Source organism: Advenella sp. RU8 (genome assembly GCF_048381675.1).
GTDB lineage: Bacteria > Pseudomonadota > Gammaproteobacteria > Burkholderiales > Burkholderiaceae_B > Advenella.
The window spans coordinates 328,974-352,181 of record NZ_JBLWIS010000002.1; the positions used below are offsets into that span (position 1 = coordinate 328,974).

A 23,208-nucleotide genomic window follows, 5' to 3' on the forward strand; every position below is an offset into this window, starting at 1 on the left:
TATGATTGATTTAGGTGTAAATATTGATCACGTAGCCACTATCCGCCAACAGCGCCATAGTGTCTATCCCGACCCTATCAAAGCTGCCTTGTTGGCGGAGCAGGCTGGTGCCGATGTCATCACCTTGCATCTGCGAGAAGATCGCCGGCATATTCAGGACAAAGATGTTTATGACATTCTTCCCCTGCTTACCACCCGCATGAATCTTGAATGTGCAATTACCAATGAAATGCTGGATATTGCCTGTAATGTCAAGCCACATGATATCTGTCTGGTGCCTGAACGTCGTCAGGAATTAACCACGGAAGGCGGACTTAATGTCATTGATTCATTTGAACAGGTTAAATCGGCAGTCTCCAGGTTGCACGATGCCGGTTCAAGGGTTTCTTTATTTATAGACCCCAATATTGATCAAATTCATGCGGCCGCCGAGGCAGGTGCTACGGTTATCGAATTGCATACAGGTGCTTATTCAGAGGCACCTGCAGATACAATTGAGTCAGAATTGGCGCGCTTGCGCTTAGCCATTGCCGAAGGGCTCAGGGCTGGCCTGAAAGTGCATGCTGGTCATGGCCTGCATTACCAGAATGTCCAGGCCATTGTTGCATTGGGTGGAATTTCAGAGCTTAATATTGGTCATGCTATCGTTGCACAGGCAATTTTCGATGGTTGGGAAAAAGCAGTCCGGGACATGAAAGCGCTGCTGCGTTAATCTTTCGACTAATATTTATACAGGTATTGCCATGAATGAAGCAATTAACTATCTTCTGAATCGTAATTCCATGAAAATGGTTACTTCTCCAGCTCCTTCAGATGAAGAGTTGGCTCTTATATTGCAGACGGCCATCTCGGCTCCCGATCATGGAGCATTACGACCATGGCGCTTCAAAATTATTCGTGGCGAAGCAATCAAAAAATTTGCCGATATTTCTATTGGTTTAAGGCAAGCCAGTGCTGAACCTTTTAATCCCGACAAGGAAGCGGCAACCCGCCAATGGCTTTCTGAAGTTCCGTTGATTATTGCGGTTGCGTGCTATATTGATTATAGCAATACAAAAATCAGTGAATCCGAGCGTATGCTGGCAACAGGAGCTGCGGTGACTAATATACTGAATGCCACACACATGCTAGGTTATGGTGCATTCTGGAGCACCGGTATTGCTACTTATATAGACGAGTTTCAAACCGCTTTAGGGTTTGATGCCCTGGATTATCGCTTCATGGGCTTTTTGGCGATTGGTACCCCCAAAATGCCCATCCCTCAGAAAGAGCGTTTAAGCTACGAGTTGTTCACCGATGAGTGGACGGGCCCGGCTGTTAATAAAGGCTGATGAAGTGGCAACACCAGATTTTTAAATATATCTTGTGTTGTTTTGTTTGGGCAGTTGCACAAAAAGTCATGAGCCATACGTAAGCGCAGACAATGTTATAGTCTGCGCTTACGCGTTAATTAATTATTGCTGGACACAGAGTTTATTTGTTCAATTTGCAAAGGCATGCTGAGCAGGATATTTTCCTGGTGAAGTCTATTGATTATTTCAAATAACAGTTCGCTTTTAATACGTCCTGCCAGGCGGGGGCTAATCACGAAGCACGTTGCTATCATGATCAGGTTGCCTCCATCAATTCCATCTAGGCGAATATAGGGTTCCAAGCCCTGATCGTCAAGAACATCTTCATTATTATCAAAAATTGACAAGATAATATCCCTGACATGAGCAGGATTGACCGAGAGCGGGAGGGGAAGACGGATTTGCACACGACCTTCAGTTTTACTAAGTGTCATGTTCCGTACTGATTTGGTAATGAATTCGGAATTTGGAACAATCAAGGTAGAGCGGTCGCCAAGCTGGATTTCTGTAGCCCTGACGTTAATACGCCGTATATCGCCTTCTTGTGTACCAATTACAACCCAGTCACCAACCTTGACGGGTCTTTCAACCAACATGATCAAGCCAGAGATAAAGTTCTGAACAATTGCCTGAAGACCAAAACCGATACCAACAGAAAGAGCACTGGCAATCCAGGTCAGTTTTTCAAGGCTGATTCCAAAGGTAGATAGCGCGAGACTTACAGTGATAATGGCAACCAGATAGCCCACTACGGTTACTATGCTTGTGCGTACGCCAGAATCAATATTGGTATTGGGAAAATATTTGCTAACAAGCCAGTTTTTAAGCAGGCGGCCAATAACCACACCGCCAAGAATAATCATGATTGCACTTATCAGCATGCCTGGCGTGATAAAGTTTTGCCAGGTTTTTAAAAACTCATCCAACTTTCCATCCCGGTTGAACAAACCGGTTAGTCTGGTGCCAAAAGGTACCAGCAAGATCATAACCAACAAATAAAACAGCATCAGCTTTGTAAGCGCTGATAAAATGGTTGACAGCTGATTCAGGAAATTGGGTGTGATTTCATATTGTTCTACCAGACGTTTTCCAATAAAACCTTGTGATGCAATACTGGCCTGAAACAAGTCCTCACTTAATTTGAATAATATGTAAAAGGTTGCCAGGATAATCACTATCCAGAGTAACTGGGTAATAAGAAAGGAACCGAGGGCAACAAATCCAATCAGTGTGAAAACCAGTGTTCCAGTTACAATGATCCAGCACAGGATTCGAAGCACGACTGGCCATACCGTTGCAGGTACCTGACTATTAACATCTTGATCATTTAGTGGAGTGACACGGTAATAGCGGGAAATTTTACCTAGAATCAAAAAGCCCAATACCACCATGGTGAGGTTTGAAATTACCCTAAGTCCAACCTCTGTGCCCAAGGTAATGCCAACCTTGGAACTGCTAATGATGATTGATTGGTGTACCACAATTAGTGTGGCAATCAAGCATGGATAAGGCTTGAGAGCCTTCACCAGGGAGTCGCTGAGTGGCGGCAAACGCCAGGATTCGTGACGGACCGAGAATAATGCATTACCTAGGCCTGTAATTAGTGAAGCAAAAGTAATCGTATAAATCAGTGAAGTCAGATACTCCTGTAGATCAGGGCTGACAATATTGTTCCAGTTTAATCCAGCATATAAAAAGTAGGCGGATAAACCAGTAATGATTACATTGTTAAGGATAATGCCAACTGCCACCAGGGAACGACGGGCCCGTCCTGTTGGAATCTTTTCTACTGCAACCAGTCGTATCAGATTTTGCAAAAGCCGGTTAAGCACAAAGATGGTAAATAATGCAAGAAAAATACCGGTATAAAAGAAATTTTTGTTTTCAGGTTCTAGCGCTTGTTTGAAAACGGATAAAACAGACTCGGTAAATTGCTGTACTCTGGGGAAATCAGAAGACCATGAACGTGATAAATCTTGCCAGAAAGATGGCTTGAGCGGAGAGCGTACCCTTTCAAATAATTCGGCTTGGAACTGTGCCCGGCTCTCTGCCATCATCTTCAGGCTACGCTGGTCTCCTTCACTAATCAATAACTTGGCTAATTTGATATTGGCATCAAGGCGTTCCCGTTCTTTCTGCAAAGCGGTGCGTTGCGCTTCTATGTCTCGTGCCTCAGGCGTGACAGGACCTTGCTTTTCATCAGGCTTTGGAGCGTCAATCAGGTTACTTAACTTTGCATCAATATCGGCCAACTCCTGGGTTTTGACACTAATGATTTGCTGTGCAGCGTCCTGGATCGTTTTTAACTTATCCAGAATTTTTTGTATATCGTTATTGTTTTCTATTGTTTTAGGCAGTTCATCAATACTGGCCTGAATATCTTCAAGAAGTGGCAGTTTTTGCCCGTTTTCCGCGTAAACATTTGTGCTGAATGTCAGGAAAATAATAATGATAGACAGGATAAATCTAGGCAGCATAACGTTTGAATATAAGAGTTATTTTCCGATACGCTCAAGCCGCAAAATATAAGAGCGCATTAACAACATGGTAGTGACTGGCGAAGTAAGAAATAAAAAAACCATAATAATTATTTCATGGAAGAATACGCGGTCGGACAAATGAAAGGACAACAGTATAGACGCCAACAAGGTAAACATGGTACCGAATGTGTTACCCAATGTTGGCGCATGAATGCGGCTTTTGAAGTCTTCAAACCGGATTAATCCAACAGATCCAATGAGCGTAACAAGCCCGCCGGCCACCAGAAAAATGGCCGCAGGAATAGCAATCCAGGCAGGAATGTCATTCATGGTTCGATTACCTCGCCACGTAGCAGAAATTTAGAGAGCGCAGAAGAAGAAACAAAGCCCAACAGACTGATTAATAAGGCAATATCAAAGTACCAGGAAGTTCTGTAAAGCATGCCCAGCACTATAATTAATAACATGCCATTGATATACATGATGTCAAGACCCAAAACCCTGTCTTGAGGGGTTGGGCCATTGACCAGCCTGATAAAGGCACAAAAAAGGGCTAGTGAAAAGCAGCAAATGGCAAAATAACATGCCCAGGTAAGGATCAGGTTCATTCGAATATCTCCATCAAATTTGCTTCATAACGATCCTTGATGGTGTGAATCCATTCAGATTCTTCTTTCAGGTTAAGAACATGAAGACGCAGAATAAAATCATCTTCAGTAAGACCGGACCATACAGTACCTGGTGTGTAAGTAATAATGCACGATAAGATGGCCAGTCCATGAGGGTCGCGTATATCAAGGGGGATATTGATGAAGCCTGGAGTACGATGAGCACTTTTACCTTGTAAGATTAATATCCCTACAATCCAGTTGGAATAGGCAATATCAGCAATAACCATGAAAAATAATTTCAGGATGGTTAAGGTTTTTTTGGGGTGGCCAAGCAAAGGACGCAAGCGCTGCGAACCTAAAACAAGGCCTAATGACAATATTGATCCTAGTATAAACTGGCCGATGCTAAGCGCATTGGCCAGCAACATCCAGATAAGTAAAAGAAAGACGGTCATGGGGAACCAGAAAAAAAGTTTTCTCATTGTAGTCCCCCTGAAACGGGTTTATTGGATGCTTGCGTAATGACAGCATTAATATATTGATTCGGGTCATCCAGTGAACTTGCGGTCTCGGCCAGAAAGTCCATGACAGGGCCGGCAAAAATTGAAAGTACAATACAGCTAAGCAATAAAACACTGACCGGTATGGCTTCACGAATACTAAGCTTGGGTGTTTGCAAGGTATCCGAATTCCAAAATAGCCGTACGCCTGATCGTCCCAAGGCAATGACAGTTGCAAGGCCGGAAGTCAGCATGGCTATCACGAGCAACCAAGCGCTAATGGAAGGCCCGGTTAAATTGTTGTCGGTTAGCTCAAGGGCTGAAGATAGCAAGGCAAATTTTGCCACGAAACCGGAAAAAGGTGGCATGCAGGCAATCAGAATGGCGCAGGTAAAGAAGGAAAGGCCAAGAAAAGCCAGCGCTGCTGGAATAGCGACACCAACGACGTCACCGGAATAATCGGATGTTTTGTCTTCATCAAGACCAAACGCTTCAAAACTGACAGAAAGCACATTGGAGCCGAAAGATTCCGTACGTTTGATTAACTCTACCAGCATGAAGAAAGCCCCTGTAGTGAGCACGGAGCTGATGAGGTAGAAAAGGGAAGGGCCCGTTAAGGTAACACCCGGCATACCCAGTGCTGTAAGCAGGGTTCCAGAAGACAGAATAATGCTGTAGCCAACCAATCGCCCTGTATTTTTTTCTGCCAGAATACCAAATGTGCCAAATAAAAGGGTGCCAAGGCCAATGGCGTACATCCATTCACCACCAAAGGCGGCAGGTGCGCCAGTGGGTAAAAGCAGGGATCCCATTCTGACCAAAGCATAAATTCCCACCTTGGTCATGATGGCAAACAGGGCAGCAACCGGAGCACAAGCGGCCGCATACGCGTTGGGTAACCAGAAATTAAGTGGCCAGGCGGCTGCCTTGACTAAAAAGGCAATACCCAAAATGGCGCAGGCAGTCTCAAACAGTTTGCGGTTTTCTGCATCCAACATGCCTGCTTTGATACCAAGATCGGCCATGTTCAGCGTACCGGTAACCCCATAAATAAGAGAGATACTGATAAGCAGTAATGATGCACCGATCAGATTGACGGTAATGTAATGCAAGCCTGAAGAAACTCTTCGTGACCCAGAGCCATGCAGAAGTAAACCATATGATGCAGCCAGGAAAATCTCGAAGAAGACAAAGAGATTGAATAAATCACCGGTTAAAAACGCACCATTTAGACCCATTAGAATGAACTGGAAAAGGGGGTGAAAATGAATGCCGACCCGATCCCAGAAAGCAGTTGAATAGATAAGCGCAGAAATACCCAGTACAATGGTAAGAACCAGCATGACCGCTGAAAGCTTGTCGACGACGAAGACAATGCCAAAGGGTGCTATCCAGTTACCCAGCAAATACACACCAATCTGATTGTTCCAGTCATTGGATATAATACCAGCCGTCATTAAAAGCAAGGTCACGGCAACAACAAGCTGTATGGTGACAGACACAAAAGCCAGCCCGGTCAGGGCTTTACGCCGTGAGTCTTTCAGAAGTAGCATGAGGGCGCCTGCCATCATGGGCACAGCAACAGGCAAAATGGGTAAATGATCCAGCCAACCCATCATGAATTGTACTCCGTGCCATCTACGTGATCAGTATTCGACAAGCCACGCAAGGCCAGTAACACCACCAGATAGAGGGCGGTTGTCGCAAAGCCGATAACAATGGCTGTTAGTACCAGTGCCTGAGGAACGGGGTCAGCATAAGTGGAAACATCAACAACTGTACCTGCCTCGATAATTGGAGGGGCGCCAACAGAGAGTCGACCCATGCCAAAAATAAACAGGTTCACGGCGTATGAAACCAGCGTAAGTCCCATAATAACCTGAAAGGTTCGTGGCCTTAGTAAAAGCCATATACCCGATCCGGCCAATACTCCTATGGCTAATGAATAGATGATTTCCATTTAATTGACTCGATCTGAAAAATTGAATTTAGCACTGGTTCCTGTATCGCTTTCGATTTCAGCGGGTGGTGTTTTACGATAGAAGCGCAGGGATTGGTGGGCAAGGGCAACCAACATGAAAGTAGTTGCACCCACGACCAGCGCGTAAACGCCAATATCAAAAAGGATGACACTGGAAAGATGCAATTTGCCAATGACAGGCAAATAAACATCCCAGCTAATGGCTGACAGGAAAGGTTGGCCTACCCACCATGCAAGCATGGATGAACCGCCTGCAATTAACAAACCAATGGAAATCCAGTATTGCGGCCTGACTCTTGAGCGGCTTTCCACCCAGTGAATGCCGCTAAGCATATACTGAAGAATAATCCCCGTGGCAAAGATAAGCCCACCAACAAACCCGCCACCAGGCAGATTATGACCACGTAATAAGAAATAAAAGGAAACAAGGGTGATCACCGGCAGCATTAATCTTCCGAGCACATTCGGGACCAGCAAAATGCCTTTGGGCAAGCTGTGCTCATTGGTTAGTCCATCGGCATCGATGGTTTGAATTTCATGGCGGTTTTCAAGCGCATGAATGCTTTCTTGTGGCGGACGGAACCGGCGCAACAGAGCATAAACGGTTATGGCCACAATACCCAAAACACTAATTTCACCATAAGTATCAAAACCACGGAAATCAACCAGAATAACGTTAACCACGTTATTACCGCCGCCTTCGGGCAAGGCTTTTTCCAGGAAGAAGGAAGACAGGCCATCAGGTTTGTCCCGGGTAAGCATGATATACACTAGCGCGGACAAGCCTAAGCCGCAGCTTATGGCAATCGCCAAATCCCGAAACCTGCGAATAAACGCCTGCAAAGGAGTCACCTGGGATTCTTCTATGACACGACGAGGCAGCCAGCGCAACCCCAGCAGAATGAGAACCACAGTAACGGTTTCAACCACCAGTTGTGTCAGTGCAAGGTCGGGGGCCGATAACCATGCAAAAGTTATGCAGGTTATAAGGCCGGCTCCCCCTGAAAGCGCCAGGGCACGGAAACGGTTGTACTTGGCTAGATAAGCCGCACCGATGGCACAGGCGCCGCCGACAACCCAAAGAAGGGCAAAGGCCGGATCAAAAGAAAAGGGTTGCTTAAAATGTAACCAGTCACCGCCCAGCAGTGGCAACATGCCTACCACCAGGGTAATAATTACAATCCACATAATCTGTGGCTGTAGGCGTTTGCTGGAAAACCATTCAAGCAAGATATAGGCAATGTTATCAATCCCGTTCATGACTGCATCAAACGATTTTCTGCCATCAAAACGGTATAACACCGGTGTTTGTCCCGGATAAGAACGGAATAGGGGTTTAAGCACGTACAGTAATGAAATACCACCGATCAAGGCAAGAATACTCATTGTTAGCGGTAGGTTGAAACCGTGCCAAATTGCCAGGCTATAAGCGGGTAGTTGATCGCCCAGGATAGCTGTTGCAGCTACCTTGAGGATCGAGCCGATAACCTGTGCAGGGAAAATACCGATGAGTATGCAAAGCAAAACCAGGACAGCACTGGGAAAAAGCATCCAGTGTGGGGGGTCATGTGGCTTGCGGGGTAAATTGGTAGCCGGTTTGCCAAAAAACACCTGGGTAATGAAGCGCAGGGAATAAGCAACGCTGAAAGCACTGGCCAAAACAGCCAGGCTTGGCAGCAGGTAACTTGAGTAAGATGTCTGGTTCACGAACAGCGTTTCGGAAAAGAACATCTCTTTGGACAAGAAACCATTAAGCAAAGGAACGCCTGCCATGGCAGCAGCAGCAACAATAGCCAGAGTAGCCGTGATAGGCATGGCCTTTCGCAGGCCTGATAAAATCCCCATGTCACGCGTCCCGGTTTCATGGTCTACAATGCCGGTAGCCATAAATAGGGATGCCTTAAAAGTGGCATGGTTGATCATATGAAAAATGGCTGCAATAAGCGCGAGTTCGCTGTTCAAGCCCAAAAGCAGGGTGATGAGGCCCAGATGGCTGATCGTGGAGTAGGCAAGTACGCCTTTCATGTCCTGCTGGAAAGTGGCGGCAAAAGCACCAATCAGCAACGAACACATTCCAGCACCGCCAATAATCCAGAACCATTGGTCGGTACTGGCAAGTATGGGCCAGAAACGGGCCAGGATAAAAACACCCGCCTTGACCATGGTAGCCGAGTGCAAATAGGCGGATACCGGTGTAGGCGCCGCCATGGCATTGGGCAGCCAGAAATGGAATGGGAACTGGGCGCTTTTGGTTAGTGCACCCAAAGAAACCAATACCAGGATGGGGATATACCAGGGATGGTTTCGGATCATATTGCCCGAAGCAAGAATTTCACTCAGTTCGTAACTGCCTACGATATGGCCGATCATCAGCATGCCGGCAAGCAGGCAAAATCCACCTGCAGCAGTGATGGTAAGTGCCATGCGTGCACCACGGCGGGCATCCTGGCGGTGATGCCAATACGCAATTAGCATGAAGGAGGAAAGGCTGGTAAGTTCCCAGAAAATAACCAGCTGAATAACGTTGCCAGATAGAACCACACCTAGCATGGACCCCATGAATGCCAGGAAAAATGAGAAAAACCTAGGTACCGGATCGGCCGGATCCATGTAGTAACGGGCATATAAAACAACCAATGCCCCCATGACGGTAACCAGAACTGCGAATAGCCAGGCAAAACCATCCATTCTGAACGTCATGTTGACGCCCAGTGAAGGAAGCCAGTCTATATTATGTACCAGTACCTCTCCGTTGAAGATGGCAGGTGCCGTAGAAATAACCAGTCCTGCACACACAACCGCAATAATGCCAGCCAGCCAGGATTCCTGGTTTCGGGCATTAGGGGGCAAAATGGCAGCTAAAATACTGCCAAGGAAAGGGAGTACGACAATTAAAACAAGGGGCATTTGACAGGGGATCAAAAATTGAATTGTTACAACCTTGATAATACGATATTTTTATATGTTACTTGTCTCAGATTTGCCCATAATTCAAAATATTTTTCGCATAAATCACTTTTCCGGTTTAGATGCAGATATTTATAGAGATTTTCACGTTATTTAGTGAAGATTGTGATGATTTCATGAATGTCTAATTAATCTTCATATTTTGATGCAATGAATCAATTGCTTAAATCAATTAAACTGCCCTGATATAAAATCGAACCGGTTGGTTTGTTGGCATTGGATCCACCTACCGGCTCCAGGCTAATCTGGAAAAGTTGCCCTGCAGTAACCTGCCCCAGTATTTCAGGGCTAATGGTGAAAGGATTGCTTGACTTAAAGGTTCCAAGGGAACGGTAATCATTGCTTGATGCCGCTGATTGCGTCCAGATTTCCATTTCAAGATTTTCATCAATATTTTGCTGAACCAATGGCTTGAGCCGGGCAGTACCGTCTTCAGTTACCTTAAGTACCCATGCGGCCTGATGGTTCTGACCGAGTGACGACAAAACAGCAATCATTTTGGCCATATTCGACGATGATGGGAAAATGCTGATAAGCAAAACTGAAACAATCGCCAGTACCAGACTTGTTATTTGCCATAACTTCAGATTATTGCTAAGCTTTTTGCCTGTTTCGCGAATGCGTGCCAGCAAACCGGACAATCCTGGCTTACCCGGTTCCTGAATAGTGTCCAGGATACCGCTGACCTCTTCGGTATTTTGCATGTTGTGCTTGATGCTGCTCCATAAACGCGGGTGCAACGGCTGTTCGGGCAGTTGATCCAGGTAATGGGTGAAATGCTCTTCCCATATCAGCGCTATGCTGGCTGCTGTGCTGTCCTGGTTGAAAAGCCGTAGGACATGACGCTCTTCTTCGCCACTCAATCCTCCTAATACATATTCACCGATTTTTTCATTCTCGGCGTGATAAGGAAAATTATCCAGTTTTTTAGATAGATGACGCAGGCCCAATAAAATATTTTCCTTGAAACGGCCCAATGGCATATTCAGCAAGGTAGCCGTTCCTGCCTGCTCACCCGAGCTGAAATACATATTGATCAGGCAGCTTTGGGGCTCAAGGGGAAGCTCTTCTAAAAAGGCATGAAATCCGGTATGTGGCGCATGACTTGCGTGTATTCCAGCCTGCAAATGACCAAGGGGTTCTACAAGTGCTGAATCCCGGTTTTGCTGGGCGGACTGCAGATCGTCGTAGTGCTGTTTATACACGACACCAATATGGTAGCGAAGGATGCTGTAAATCCATCCTTTTGCCGGACCAGCTTCTTCGTTATAGGTATGGGCATTTTTCCAGATGGTAACAAACGCACGCTGAACCGCCTGTTCCGCATAACTCAAATTGCCAAAAATGCGAAATGCCAGGGCCAGCATCTGAGGGGCATCGTGTTTATATAAACTCTGTATAGCGCTTTTTTGGCCTTTTCCGCAGGCTTTTAGCGTCTTTTCATATTGAAAAGAAGTAGACTTGTTAAACATTTTCTTTTCCCAGTCTTTATATTTACATTACCAAAATATTTTTTTTCGAGTTTAACCTTAAAAACAATTTTATTGTATGTCTTTCAATACTGATACCCATTCATATCTAAAACAATTCAATCTGGATGACAGGGTTGCATTCCTGACCGGATCGACAAGAGGCTTGGGTTTGGAAATTGCCAAAGCTATGGCGCAAAGTGGTGCCACCGTAATTATCAACGGCAGGACGCAGGAAAATTTGGACCAATGCATAAAGAATCTTGGCGATGAAGGCATAACCGTCCACGGGATTTGCGCAGACACTTCAGAATTTTCGCAAATAGATGCCGTCTTTGAAAAAATCAAACAGGAATTCGGACGTTGCGATATCCTGGTCAACAATATGGGCATACGTATCCGCAAATCACTGGCTGAAAGCACTTTGCATGATATTCAGACCCTGATTCAGGCTAATCTTACAGCGGCTGTATATACCTCAAAGAAGGCGGCAGAGCTTATGGTTGCAAACGGCTTTGGGCGGATTATTTCCATGACCTCAATTGCCGGTGAGTTGGCGCGTTTTGGTGATGCCGTGTATCCGGTAACGAAGATGGGATTAACTGGCATGATGAGGGCCTTGGCGGTTGAGTATGCCAGGCATGGGATTACCAGCAATGCTATTGCACCCGGTCCTTTTGCAACTGAAACCAACAAAACGCTGTCGGAAGACAAGGAAAAAGGGCCGGCCTTTGTGGCCCGGGTGCCCATGCAGCGCTGGGGCAAGCCTGAGGAAATTGCCGGTGCGGCAGTATTCCTGGCTTCCGGGCTTGCTTCTTACATCAATGGCCAGGTTATTACCATTGATGGCGGTATGTCAGTTAATTTTTAAATCCAGTTTTTCAATCAGGGGTTGCCAGCGAGCTTTTTCCTGTTGCATGTACTTCCCGAATTGTTCTGGTGTGCCAGGAATAGGGTCCATGTACTGGGTTTGCAGTTTCTCTTTTACTGCCGGATGGTTCAGGGCCTCAACTAAGGCTTTGGCCAGCTTGTCCTGAATGGCCGGTTCTACTTTGGACGAAATAACAAAACCTGACCACGCCGACCCTTCAATGCCGGGGACACCGGCTTCAGAAACCGTGGGGATGTCGGGCAGGGCACTTACGCGTTCAGCGGTGGTTTGTGCGAGGGCTGTTAAGCGGCCATCTTTCACTAAAGGCAGAATAGCAATGGGCGCCAGGGCAGTAAACTGAGTATCACCGGCCAGTAGCGAATTCATCGCATTAGGTGAGGATGCATACGGAACAGCGGTTGCGATACCATTAGCGGCTTGCAACATTAGCTCCATGGATAAATGAGAACCTGTACCCGTTCCTGCTGTCGCATAATTGAATTTATCCGGATTTTCTTTGATTTTGTTAATCAATTCTTGCAAAGTTTTAATGCCGGAGTCGCTTCTTACCGCAATAATATTAGGTTGCGTAACGGCCATGGTAAGTGGAGCTAGATCTTTTTCCGGATCATAGCTTAAATTATTATAAATAAACTGGTTATTTACCAAGGGCCCTGTAATGGAAATCCCAAACGTGTAGCCATCGGGTTTGGCATGCGCGACAGCCGCGGTTCCAATGTTGCCACCTGCACCAGGTTTGTTATCAATAACGATTACCTGGCCCAGGCTGCTTGATGCCTGTTCTGCCACAATCCTTGCTATTTGGTCCGGCGTTGATCCGGCACCAAAAGGGACAATAAGCTTTAGTTCGTGCTCTGGCCAGTTGCCTGCATTGGCAAGGGCGGCTGTAGGGCTGGAAAATGCTATTGCGGATAAGGCAAGCAGTTGCGCACTTTTCTTAATCGACTGAACAAAACCGTGGTTTAACAATGTAAATCTCCTTGTGACTACAATTAGGGGTAGATTATTGGTTGCCCATGAGGATGCTGTAATATTTTTCCAGCAATTCGGCACTTTGCTTATCCTTGTAAAGCATGTAACCTTTATCGCGTACCGCTTTATAGGTATTGTAGGGAATAGTGGCCTGCAACTTGGCAAAACGTGATTCACACTTGGGGAACAAGTCTTCTTCAGCAGGTTCTTCCTGATGTTGCAATACGTATTCACGCGTCATGCAGAAAATAATGGCTTTTTCCTTTTCATACTGGGGATAGGCTTTTTCTTGTGCGTGACTGGCTGTTACTATGGAACAAACGCCAAGAAGCACATACGCAAATTGCTGTTTAAACGTTCTCATTGTTCCGGTTCTCCGGTTTCCAGCCCAAGCATGATCTTGGATGTCAGGGCAAAAGTTTCCTTATCTTTGGGAGACAGACTATTGTAAACATCCTCAAGAACGTATTTCTGGCGATAGGCGCGTTGAAAGCTTTCATAAAGATGGGTTTGCTGCGCTAAATAGTCGGCAAGCGGAACTTTCTTGATAAACTCTGCATACCGGAATTCGCATAATTTCAGGGATTCAGAGGCATCAAGTGCTTTTTCTTCTCCGGTTCGCACGTTGGTTTGCCCTGACAATATGCCTTCCATGCACAGGGAAATCAGGTCAGTCCTGACTTCTGGCGGGTAAGGTTCGGCACTGCATCCTGATAACACTGCAGTACCAAAGAGCAGGGCAATAAAAGGCTTTACGGTTTTTATCAATTTCACGGTTGGCTTTACCCGAAATGTCTACTAATATAAGTTAATGACTGCGATTATATAGCGAGTAACTGTGATGCAAAGTTCATTTTTACTTATCCCGGCTTTATTGTTTCTTTAATCATCCTGCCCGAACCTTTCCCTTGAATAAATATCTGCTGTTTTTCTTGCTGTGCCTGCCACTTTCCGCATCCGCCCAAAACAATATCGACATTGATCTGAGTGATATACCTGAACTGGATAGCGATGTTATTGTTATGGGGAAGTGTGAAGAGTGCGGCAATACTGTAACATTGCAGGACCTGATGATTGTGCCTTTACCGGGTGCGCGATTCTCATCCGCATACGGTTGGCGCATGCATCCGGTTTTTCAGGAAATGAGATTGCATACCGGTGCCGATTTTGCTGCAGCAGCGGGTACACCAGTTAAAGCCACGCAAGCGGCCAAAGTTGTTTACATCGCCAATCGTGGCGGATATGGCAAAACAGTCGTGTTAAAGCACGATAATACTTACAGCACACTTTATGCGCATCTTGAGGGTTTCGCCTCTGGGCTTAAATACGGTGACTATGTTAAAAAAGGGGATTTGCTTGGCTTTGTAGGATCAACCGGAAACTCGACGGGTCCACACTTGCATTATGAAATCAGGAAAAATGGTCAGCCTGTAAACCCGGTAAGCGGAAAAGTGATGCAGTTGCCTGCGGTAATAAAAGTAAAAGGACCGGGCATAAGCGTTAAGCAGAAAAATGCCCGTATCCGAACCATACTGAAATAAGCAGGTTTAATTATTTTTTATCAAGAGGGCAAGCTGTTTTGACCCCGATAATTGCGTAAAGCGGGCAAAAGTTTAACAAACCGGTTGCCAGGGGAATGATACCCAGGTAACCCCACCAGCCGATAGTTCCTGTAATGGCCAGCACAATCAACACAACACCCAGGATAATACGAAGAAGTTTATCGATACCGCCAACATTTTTATTCATGAGAAAGCCCTTTTAAGTGGATAAAAAAACAACTGCCAAGTTTGAATTTATGTTGAACACATGGATTGATACTAAATGTGCGCTAGCAAGAAGCCGTATCACTGCAGTATAAACGATGCAAGGTTTCGAGCATAGCCATGGCTTTAGGGTCGGCCAGTGAATAGTAAACATTCCTGCCTTCCTTGCGTGTCTGGACAACGCCATTTTTTCTAAGTACCGTCAAGTGCTGGGAAAGATTCGGCTGATGGATGTCCAGCAATTCTTCGATCTCTCCAACCGTTTTTTCACCTTCGAGCAAATGGCATATCATCATCAAACGGTCTTCATTAACCATTACCTTAAGCAACTTTATGGCTTCAGTAGCGCCTTGCCGCATAGCGATAGATAAATCTGTAGTAAGTGTCGTGTTCATAATTTCAATCTAGGATAGCTTTTATTATATATGCAAATATTATATAAATAAATATAATATTTGCATATATTATTTGATTTTTCTCAATTAATTTGAGAGTAAACAGTGCGTTTCTTTCGTATCAGATGCTGCCATTCCTGAAACTTTATTCGGTAAAGTTATCCAGCAATTTGGCAGCCTTACTTTCCAAAACATTTGCCTCACGATAATACCCCATTAAGGTATTAATGTTTTGATGGCCGGTCATTAACATGGTTTCTGCAATCGGAATGTTTTGCTTTGCCGCTTCGGTTACAAAGCCGGAACGTAAAGAGTGCGCCGTAAATTCATCACTTAATCCGGCCAGTTTGCAACGGGATTTGATAATATTATTTACTGAAACCGGACTTAGTTTTTCACCAATAACCCCGCCTTTATTGATTTGCCTGAAAATATAGCCACTGTTCAGCTGGCTGGCAGCAATCCAGTCGGCCAGTGCCTGCGCAGCCAGTCCTGATATGGGCTTATAGGCGCTGGCCGAAGCCTGTCCGGTTTGATTGGTTTTTGAGTATAGAAGCAAATACAAGTATTCCCCCATGTCTGGCTTATGAATAAGCCTGTCAAAGTGTGCGTCTGACACTTCGGAGCGCCGTCTGCCGCCACTGGCCCATGCAAATAATATTAATGCCTTATCACGCAAGCCTTTCAGGGATTGATCGCAGGTATTAATGATCTGAACCAGTGGCTCTTTGGTCAGTGCGGGCCGCTTAATGGCATACATGCCTTTTTTTGCATAGGCTTTTTGGGTTTTGCCAATCAGTTCTTGGACGCGGGGGTCTTTGCAGGGGTTTGGATTTGCAAATGCAACCTTATGTGCCTTGGACAACACGGCCAGGCGATGCAAAAGGGTGGCTATTGAAAAATGACCTTTTTTGGCCTTGAACTTGTTTTCAACCAGAAAGATGTCCAGCTCAGCTGGCAGGCCAATTGTTTCACCGGAAGCGGTATAGCGCAAGGCATGATCCACAATAAATTGCAGTACCACCGGCGCTTGCAAAGGCAAGGCAAAGTCCTGGTTGTAACGCATCCTGTACCAGACTGCCCAATATTTCATGGCGCTTTTATAGCTGTTACGCGTGTTTCGGGATTCCCCTTCAGAGACGATCTCGGCGATCGCCTTTTGGGTGGATTCATGCAGGGATGCGGGATCCAGCATGGGCAAGTGATTAAGCAATTTAAGGCTTTGTGCGGTCATTCAGGCTGGTTTTTATTAAAAAAAGTTGTATGAATCTATTCTTGTAATATATAATATGTATTACGTATGATATATTACAAAAAAACAGAATAGCTTATGGTAATTTTTACTTATCGAAACCTATATTCTAAAGCGTATTCAAAATGATGCAATTAAAAAGTTCAGGGCGCGGTATTCAGCAGGAAGATGTTTGGCAAGCAGCAGATGAATTGCTGCTGGAAGGGCAGCGGCCGACCATAGAACGCATCCGCCTGAAAATAGGGCGGGGCTCCCCCAATACAATTAGCCCCATGCTGGAAAACTGGTTTGCCGTGCTGGGCCAGCGCATTAACGGTACCGCTATCAAGCAAGAAGCCGCAGTAGCTGCCCCAGAGCCCGTAGAGCAAGCCATTCGCCATGCTTGGGAACTGGCGCTTGAACAGGCTTCAATTATTGCCAGGCAGGCTATCAAGAACCAGCAAGAAGAAAATGAACGCATCAGTAAGGCACTGGATGCTGAAAAACAAGAATTTGAACAAGCTAAACGCCTGCACCAGGCGGCCTTATTAGAGCAGGAAAAGTTGCTGGCCAACGTGACGGCGCAACTCAATGATGTAAGGGGTCTTCTGGCACAAAGAAATAACGAATTTGAAAACCTTCATAGGGAAGCAGGGCAGTTAAAAATACAAATTGCGGATTTGCTTACCGAGAAAAAAGCCCTGCAAGTGGCCAACCAGCAAGCCCTGGACAATCTAAATCGGCAACACGCCAAAGAAAGGGAAGGGCTTGAAGCCCGCTTCCGCTCATTAGAGTTGCGTTCGGTTAGTGAAATTGATCGCGCTCGCCAGGAAACCAAGCAGCTTCAAAAGAAACACGAACAAGCCAGCAAGCTTCATGAAGACAAGGAAAAATCACTTAAAGCCCAGCTTGATGAGGCGTATGAAAAACACCAGCAACAAAAACAACAGCTGGAAACAGACCGCATAAACCTGCAGGCGTTAGAGGAGGACAACCGCTTGCTTTCCTTGCAGCTTAAACAGCGAGAATCACAAAGCGAGCGGGTTCAAGAACAGCATCAACAACAAATCCTGCAATTGAAAAAAGAAAATGAAACACTTTCTGCCGCACTTGAACGGCAACAACAAAATGAGGCGCTACAACAGGAAATGGCGCAGCTCCTTGAAAAACTCAGGGCCATTTCTTTAACCAACGTTGCCAATTCAGAAAAAAGCAGCTTGAATAAGTAAACTTGCAAGACTATGATCGATAACTTGGCATTTATACAAAAAGGTTTAAGGTATGAAAATTAAGTTCCTGGGTGCTGCCGGAGAGGTAACCGGCTCGTGTTTTCTGGTGCAAACCGGAAACATTCAGTTTTTGGTTGACTGTGGTATGTTGCAAGGCGGGCGCGAAGCCCCAATCCGTAACCGTCAACCTTTTGACTTTGAGCCTGCGGAATTGGATTTTGTCCTGCTCACCCACGCACATATCGATCATAGTGGCATGCTTCCCAAACTGGTCAAGGCCGGATATTCAGGCTATATATATGCCACCAAGGCAACTGCAGATTTGCTGGATGTGCTGTTACCCGATAGCGCACATATTCAAGAAATTGATGCAGAGCGAGCAAGCCACAAACCACGCTCACAACAAGGCAGACATTATGGGCTTACAACGCCGGTATACTACATGGCGGATGCACTACAAACGCTTAAGCATATAAAAGAAGTGCAATACGAACACATGATAGAACTGGCACCAGGCATCAAGTGCCGTTATCAGGATGCCGGTCATATCCTTGGATCCGCCATAATCGAAATTTGGATTACCGAAGGTGAAACTACCCGTAAAATTGTTTTTAGCGGTGATCTTGGCCAGCCCGGTAGACCTATTTTGCGAGATCCGACTTTAATAGACGAAGCCGACATTCTTATAATGGAATCCACTTATGGTGACAGGCCGCACCGCACGAGCAACTCGACGGAAGAGGAGATTGTTGATATTTTTAACCGGACCTTGCCCAAAGGAAACATTATTATTCCCGCTTTTGCGGTAGGGCGCACACAAGAAGTCATTTACGGTTTATTGCACTTGGCTCGGCATGACAAAATAAATAACAATCTTAAGGTTTTTGTCGATTCCCCCATGGCCACTAAAGCAACGGCCATTACCATGCAACACATTGAGCTGTTTGATGAAGAAGCCAAAAAAATGCTTAGCTGGAAGAAAATAGGTACAGAGCTACCTAATTTATATTTCACCGAAAGCGTTGAGGAATCACAAATGCTGAATAAAATCCGTTCCGGAGCCATTATTATATCGGCAAGCGGCATGTGTGATGCAGGTCGTATCAAGCACCATTTGCGTCATAATCTGGGCAGGGAAGAGTGCGCCATCATGATAACCGGCTTTCAGGCCATGGGATCATTAGGGCGCCGTCTGGTCGATGGCGTCAAAAAAGTGCGTATTTTTGGAGAAGAAATCAATGTCCGGGCCTCTATTCATACGATTGGTGGTTTGTCAGCGCACGCAGACCAACCCGCGCTGATAAACTGGGCAAAAGGCTTCAAAAAACCACCAAAACATACTTATCTGGTTCATGGTGAGGCCAATCCATCCGAGGTTCTGGCCAGCAGGCTTGAAAATGAGCTGAACTGGAATGTCTATATACCCAAAAGGCACGAAAGCATTAATTTTAATTAAGATTATAATCAACGATCATGTTCAAGATAGGGTAGGCATTAGCTGCAATAGTTGTCATGTTTCATCTTGCACTGAATGCTACCCACATAACCTGTATGTGGAGGTGCTTGGCATGCACCTGGCATAAACCCATATTAGACAATTACTCATCACAAGAGACGTTAAGTAACAATGATTGATTATGAAAAGCGCAAGACGCTTCAAAAAAACATAAAAGAAGGCGCCACTTACCGGCTGGCACAAGAAGATACTGACTTTCTAGGTAGTGACAGCTTGCGTGCCCAGCGTCTTATGCTTGAATACCTCAAGACAGATAAAATCCTGCATGAAAAATGTATCCAGTCTACTGTTGTGGTGTTTGGCAGTGCACGCATCCTCTCACCAGAAGAAGCGAACAGCAAAATGGAGCAGATTCAGAAGATGCTGGATGCCTCTCCCGATGATGAGGTAATGCAAAAAGCTTACAAAAGGGCAGAGCGCAATCTAAGGAACTCGCATTATTATGCGCAGGCTATCGAGTTTTCAAAAATGATTTCAGAGCACTATCAGAAAGAGGGCGTGTGTGATTATGTCATTATGACCGGTGGTGGCCCAGGTATTATGGAAGCGGCCAATCTGGGGGCTTTTGAAATCAACACACAGACAATAGGCTTGAATATAACCCTGCCTTATGAGCAAACACCCAATGCCTTCATTAGCCCTGATTTAGCCTTTCGGTTCCATTATTTTGCTATCAGGAAAATGCATTTTCTGGTTAGGGCAAAAGCGCTGGTTGTTTTTCCAGGTGGATACGGTACGATGGATGAGTTGTTTGAAGTACTCACTTTAGTTCAAACAAAAAAAATGAATCCGATTCCTATCATTCTTTTCGGTTCCGAATTCTGGAAACGTGCCATTGATTTTGATTTCTTGGTAGAAGAGGGCATGATTAACGACAACGACCTTAAGTTATTCAGGATTGTTGATTCAATTGATGAAGCCTTTACCATGCTGCAGCGGTTTCACGCCGAGCACCTGTAATTGTTTACAACCATCTAATAAAAAGCAGCCAAATGCTCACTGATTTTGGCTGCTTTTTATTAAGCTTCACGGTTGACTTGATATTGGCTTTATATTCTTCAGGATTTGCATTCTATATCGCCATCAACCCGATTATTGCCGCCTTTCAGGCGACTGCCATTTCCACAGACAATATTCCCATCAACTAATGTATTGTTAACCGACAATGAGGTCGTATAAGTTTTGGCTTCAATATTTCCATCAACGCGGCTATCACTGATTTGAATTTTTCGGGCGCTTTTTGAAATCACGTTGCCGTCAACCTTGGCATTTTTAAGTACCAGAGTCGCATTACCAAATACTTCAATATTCCCGTCAATACGGGTGCCATTCAGTGTACATTTTGCACCATTGGGTACTTTAATATTATTATTTATTTTTTTATTCCCTATAGACCCCTGGCAAGAGAAATCATCGGCCAAGGCAGGTTGCACATAAGCCGTCAAAGCGGCACAGGACATCAAGATCACTTTCAAGTGTGAGGTCATGGGTACTCCTATAAATTGTTTGGATTAGTCGTGATTAAATGCTTTTTTTTCTTAAGCCATTAGCGATAAACAGGCGCTTAAAGCAATCACAAGCATTATAAGAAAGAAAACCCACGATATGATGAAGTGGAACGCATTGAAATTGAATCTGCCCATTTCAGTAACCCTGGCAATCCATATGAGCAGGGAGGCAACTTTTAGCCCATGTTTGCAATAGCATATATACCCATATTATTTACTTTACATAATATACATTATGCGAATAATGATATAGTGCGTGTTAGAGCAAAAATAACAAGCCTAATCCGTCCCTCCATCAATCCTTTTATTGCCTATTCATGCACTGCAAGACTGTAGACCGGCCCTGGAAGCAAAATAATCACTCAAGTATGAGTAAATCATTTTCAGGTACCGGTTTTATTAAAGATTAATCTTTCGAAAACGGTTGCCCGTTAAAATCAACCGTAATCAGGTTGCCATCCATCTGACCCATGCCCGGTGAATTTGCAGGCATGCCAGGAGCCGCCACGCCTTTGATGGATGCATTTGTCAGCATTTTATGTACCGCAGTTGATGGTACGTGCCCTTCTATAATCTGCCCGGTGCCTTCAACAATAGCTGTATGACAGGAAGCAAGGTTTAACGGTACACCCAGTTTTTCTTTGACGGCAGTCATATTGCTGGTTTTAATGGATTTAACCTTGAAACCGGCATCACGCATGTGCTGGTTCCAGCCATCACAGCAGCCACAATTGGGGTCCTGGAAAACGGTGATTTCGTTATTGCTTGCATAAGCAAAAGATGATATGACCAATACAGCAGCAGCAGATAATAACCATTTTTTCATTATTAAAAACCTTTTTAAAAAGAATAAATAGATTATCAGCCCATTCTAGCATTTACCGCTGTTGTGATAATGTAATTTGTTTTTGCATTTTCAATACATTGGCCGGCCAACTGCTTTTAATGTAAGCCAAAGTCGCAATAACTTCATCATTGGTCAAAATACAGGTATAAGCGGGCATGTCACATAATTAATTAAAGTCCTTTGGTAATAAAAAGAAAAAGAACGTAAGTGCCACTTGATCATGGGAAAGTCCAATGCCGCATAATACCCCTATTAAATATAGTGTTAATACCCATATGGGAGTTTTTTGTTTTTATCTACACTATGGCCTGAATTAGGAGGATTTAATGAAATTAAAACAAGCATTTATATTGGCAACTACCCTTGGCAGTATAACATTCAGCGGCATTACCCATGCCGCAACCAATTATCCGACACAGCCAATCAGGGTTATCGTACCCTTTGCCCCCGGCGGTTCAACCGATATTGTCGCCCGAATCGTGGTACAGGAAATGTCCAAAATCCTGGGGCAATCAATGGTTATAGAAAACAAAGCCGGTGCTGGTGGCGCCATTGGTGCGGCAGAAGCCGCACGGGCCAAACCCGATGGCTATACCCTGTCTCTTGCCACGGTTTCCACTATGGCAGTTAACCCGGCATGCCGCCCTAATGATTTGCCCTATGATGCTCAAAAAGATTTTGCACCCGTAAGCAATTTTGTTAATACGCCTAACGTTATTGTTGTCAATCCCGCTGTTCCAGCCAATAATTTCAAGGAATTTGTCCAGGTCGTTAAAGACAACCCGGGAAAATATACTTATGCCTCTCCTGGTATTTGCAGTATTGGCAACCTCAATGGCGAGGCCTTCAAGCAAGCCACTGGTGTAGATCTGGTGCATGTCCCTTATAAAGGCTCTGGCCCCGCCGTCGCCGATACACTGGGTGGCCAGGTTAATAGCCTCTTTGACAACCTTCCCTCCTCCATGCCCCATATTCAATCTGGCAAGCTTAAAGCCATGGCCATTGCCTGGCCTGAGCGCATGAAAGATATTCCTGATGTTCCTACCTATGCGGAAATGGGTTACCCGCAATTAAACAATGGTGTTTTCTACGGTTTGCTGGCTCCAGCAGGAACCCCTGCCGATATTATTGAAAAACTTAACAAGGCAACCCAAGAGGCGCTTAAAGAACCCAGGATTATTGCAGCCCTTGAGAAACAAGGCGCTTTTCCGGCCGGCAATACACCCGAAGAGTTTGCCAAGCAAATTAAAGACAATTATGATCTGGCAAAATCAGTGGTTGAAAAAAGCCAATTAGAAATGAAATAAAAAAATCTATTTCAGTGACACTGATTACCCTAGCGTTATTCCATGCCTTTTTAGCAATGCTGAAAAGGCATTTTTAATTTAAGGGGTACTTATATGAATGTGCCGGTTTTGATCATTAGCCTACCCGGAGAATAATCCATACCCTTAAATTCAAGCCATTCAAAAACAGGTATTCAGATGAAAAG

24 protein-coding genes are annotated in these 23,208 nt (G+C 45.0%); 8 read left to right on the forward strand and 16 right to left on the reverse strand.

The genetic code is table 11. The features are described from left to right. Position 1: 1 nt before the first annotated feature. Positions 2-712, forward strand: a complete 711-nt coding sequence (locus tag ACM5Q9_RS04065; protein ID WP_418143449.1) for a pyridoxine 5'-phosphate synthase — start codon at positions 2-4, stop codon at positions 710-712. A 31-nt stretch (positions 713-743) separates the two neighbouring features. Next, a complete protein-coding gene (locus ACM5Q9_RS04070) occupies positions 744-1,331 on the forward strand; it encodes a nitroreductase (protein ID WP_418143450.1) in 588 nt (195 codons plus the stop codon). Between the two features lie 119 nt (positions 1,332-1,450). Here ACM5Q9_RS04070 and ACM5Q9_RS04075 read toward each other — a convergent pair whose 3' ends face one another. The 8 genes from ACM5Q9_RS04075 to ACM5Q9_RS04110 all read right to left on the reverse strand — a co-directional run bounded on the left by ACM5Q9_RS04075 (position 1,451) and on the right by ACM5Q9_RS04110 (position 11,363). Beyond that, positions 1,451-3,829: a DUF3772 domain-containing protein gene (locus tag ACM5Q9_RS04075; protein ID WP_418143451.1), complete on the reverse strand. Its 2,379-nt coding sequence runs from the start codon at positions 3,827-3,829 to the stop codon at positions 1,451-1,453. Positions 3,830-3,847: 18 nt separating this feature from the next. Next, positions 3,848-4,162, reverse strand: coding sequence for a monovalent cation/H(+) antiporter subunit G (mnhG, locus tag ACM5Q9_RS04080; RefSeq protein WP_418143452.1), 315 nt, complete (start codon positions 4,160-4,162; stop codon positions 3,848-3,850). Continuing rightward, positions 4,159-4,440 carry a K+/H+ antiporter subunit F gene (locus tag ACM5Q9_RS04085; RefSeq protein WP_418143453.1) on the reverse strand — a complete coding sequence of 94 codons (282 nt, stop codon included), beginning with the start codon at positions 4,438-4,440 and terminating at the stop codon, positions 4,159-4,161. The genes mnhG and ACM5Q9_RS04085 overlap by 4 nt, the downstream gene beginning before the upstream one ends. Then, positions 4,437-4,925, reverse strand: coding sequence for a Na+/H+ antiporter subunit E (locus tag ACM5Q9_RS04090; RefSeq protein WP_418143454.1), 489 nt, complete (start codon positions 4,923-4,925; stop codon positions 4,437-4,439). Before ACM5Q9_RS04090 ends, ACM5Q9_RS04085 begins: the two co-directional genes overlap by 4 nt. Next, the gene (locus ACM5Q9_RS04095) at positions 4,922-6,562 is read right to left on the reverse strand and encodes a monovalent cation/H+ antiporter subunit D (RefSeq protein ID WP_418143455.1); all 1,641 of its coding nucleotides are present in this window, start codon (positions 6,560-6,562) and stop codon (positions 4,922-4,924) included. The genes ACM5Q9_RS04090 and ACM5Q9_RS04095 overlap by 4 nt, the downstream gene beginning before the upstream one ends. After that, positions 6,559-6,903: a Na+/H+ antiporter subunit C gene (locus ACM5Q9_RS04100; RefSeq protein WP_418143456.1), complete on the reverse strand. Its 345-nt coding sequence runs from the start codon at positions 6,901-6,903 to the stop codon at positions 6,559-6,561. Before ACM5Q9_RS04100 ends, ACM5Q9_RS04095 begins: the two co-directional genes overlap by 4 nt. Beyond that, the gene (locus ACM5Q9_RS04105) at positions 6,904-9,831 is read right to left on the reverse strand and encodes a monovalent cation/H+ antiporter subunit A (protein ID WP_418143457.1); all 2,928 of its coding nucleotides are present in this window, start codon (positions 9,829-9,831) and stop codon (positions 6,904-6,906) included. A gap of 215 nt (positions 9,832-10,046) precedes the next feature. Continuing rightward, complete coding sequence (locus ACM5Q9_RS04110) at positions 10,047-11,363, reverse strand: anti-sigma factor domain-containing protein (protein ID WP_418143458.1); 1,317 nt, start codon at positions 11,361-11,363, stop codon at positions 10,047-10,049. A gap of 76 nt (positions 11,364-11,439) precedes the next feature. Between ACM5Q9_RS04110 and ACM5Q9_RS04115 the strand changes: the two genes are divergently transcribed. After that, positions 11,440-12,231, forward strand: coding sequence for an SDR family oxidoreductase (locus tag ACM5Q9_RS04115; protein ID WP_418143459.1), 792 nt, complete (start codon positions 11,440-11,442; stop codon positions 12,229-12,231). Here ACM5Q9_RS04115 and ACM5Q9_RS04120 read toward each other — a convergent pair. From ACM5Q9_RS04120 to ACM5Q9_RS04130, 3 genes are read right to left on the reverse strand one after another with little or no spacing between them, the layout of a single operon-like run. Then, positions 12,217-13,221, reverse strand: a complete 1,005-nt coding sequence (locus ACM5Q9_RS04120) for a Bug family tripartite tricarboxylate transporter substrate binding protein (protein ID WP_418143460.1) — start codon at positions 13,219-13,221, stop codon at positions 12,217-12,219. The two genes, ACM5Q9_RS04115 and ACM5Q9_RS04120, sit on opposite strands and share 15 nt — an antisense overlap. Before the next feature lie 34 nt (positions 13,222-13,255). Continuing rightward, positions 13,256-13,588 carry a hypothetical protein gene (locus ACM5Q9_RS04125; RefSeq protein ID WP_418143461.1) on the reverse strand — a complete coding sequence of 111 codons (333 nt, stop codon included), beginning with the start codon at positions 13,586-13,588 and terminating at the stop codon, positions 13,256-13,258. After that, positions 13,585-13,998, reverse strand: coding sequence for a hypothetical protein (locus tag ACM5Q9_RS04130; RefSeq protein WP_418143462.1), 414 nt, complete (start codon positions 13,996-13,998; stop codon positions 13,585-13,587). The genes ACM5Q9_RS04125 and ACM5Q9_RS04130 overlap by 4 nt, the downstream gene beginning before the upstream one ends. Before the next feature lie 134 nt (positions 13,999-14,132). On the opposite strand from ACM5Q9_RS04130, the gene ACM5Q9_RS04135 reads away from it, so the two are divergent. Then, on the forward strand, positions 14,133-14,765 hold the full coding sequence (locus ACM5Q9_RS04135) for a M23 family metallopeptidase (RefSeq protein WP_418143463.1): 633 nt from the start codon (positions 14,133-14,135) through the stop codon (positions 14,763-14,765). A gap of 10 nt (positions 14,766-14,775) precedes the next feature. Here the strand turns inward: ACM5Q9_RS04135 and ACM5Q9_RS04140 are convergent, their stop codons facing one another. The 3 genes from ACM5Q9_RS04140 to ACM5Q9_RS04150 form a co-directional block, all read right to left on the reverse strand. Further along, positions 14,776-14,973: a DUF2892 domain-containing protein gene (locus ACM5Q9_RS04140; RefSeq protein ID WP_418143464.1), complete on the reverse strand. Its 198-nt coding sequence runs from the start codon at positions 14,971-14,973 to the stop codon at positions 14,776-14,778. A gap of 82 nt (positions 14,974-15,055) precedes the next feature. Further along, positions 15,056-15,385 (reverse strand): metalloregulator ArsR/SmtB family transcription factor, encoded by a 330-nt coding sequence (locus ACM5Q9_RS04145; protein ID WP_418143465.1) that lies wholly within the window; start codon positions 15,383-15,385, stop codon positions 15,056-15,058. 145 nt (positions 15,386-15,530) lie between these two features. Further along, on the reverse strand, positions 15,531-16,619 hold the full coding sequence (locus ACM5Q9_RS04150; RefSeq protein ID WP_418143466.1) for a site-specific integrase: 1,089 nt from the start codon (positions 16,617-16,619) through the stop codon (positions 15,531-15,533). 143 nt (positions 16,620-16,762) lie between these two features. On the opposite strand from ACM5Q9_RS04150, the gene ACM5Q9_RS04155 reads away from it, so the two are divergent. From ACM5Q9_RS04155 to ACM5Q9_RS04165, 3 genes are all read left to right on the forward strand, one after another. Further along, complete coding sequence (locus ACM5Q9_RS04155) at positions 16,763-17,845, forward strand: DNA-binding protein (RefSeq protein ID WP_418143467.1); 1,083 nt, start codon at positions 16,763-16,765, stop codon at positions 17,843-17,845. A gap of 52 nt (positions 17,846-17,897) precedes the next feature. Further along, on the forward strand, positions 17,898-19,301 hold the full coding sequence (locus tag ACM5Q9_RS04160; RefSeq protein WP_418143468.1) for an MBL fold metallo-hydrolase RNA specificity domain-containing protein: 1,404 nt from the start codon (positions 17,898-17,900) through the stop codon (positions 19,299-19,301). Between the two features lie 171 nt (positions 19,302-19,472). After that, positions 19,473-20,321, forward strand: a complete 849-nt coding sequence (locus ACM5Q9_RS04165; RefSeq protein WP_418143469.1) for an LOG family protein — start codon at positions 19,473-19,475, stop codon at positions 20,319-20,321. 98 nt (positions 20,322-20,419) lie between these two features. Here the strand turns inward: ACM5Q9_RS04165 and ACM5Q9_RS04170 are convergent, their stop codons facing one another. Both ACM5Q9_RS04170 and ACM5Q9_RS04175 read right to left on the reverse strand, forming a co-directional pair. Next, on the reverse strand, positions 20,420-20,848 hold the full coding sequence (locus ACM5Q9_RS04170; RefSeq protein ID WP_418143470.1) for a hypothetical protein: 429 nt from the start codon (positions 20,846-20,848) through the stop codon (positions 20,420-20,422). 427 nt (positions 20,849-21,275) lie between these two features. Continuing rightward, positions 21,276-21,695 (reverse strand): DUF411 domain-containing protein, encoded by a 420-nt coding sequence (locus tag ACM5Q9_RS04175; RefSeq protein ID WP_418143471.1) that lies wholly within the window; start codon positions 21,693-21,695, stop codon positions 21,276-21,278. 347 nt (positions 21,696-22,042) lie between these two features. Between ACM5Q9_RS04175 and ACM5Q9_RS04180 the strand changes: the two genes are divergently transcribed. Then, the gene (locus tag ACM5Q9_RS04180; protein WP_418143472.1) at positions 22,043-23,023 is read left to right on the forward strand and encodes a tripartite tricarboxylate transporter substrate binding protein BugE; all 981 of its coding nucleotides are present in this window, start codon (positions 22,043-22,045) and stop codon (positions 23,021-23,023) included. Positions 23,024-23,208: the final 185 nt, after the last annotated feature.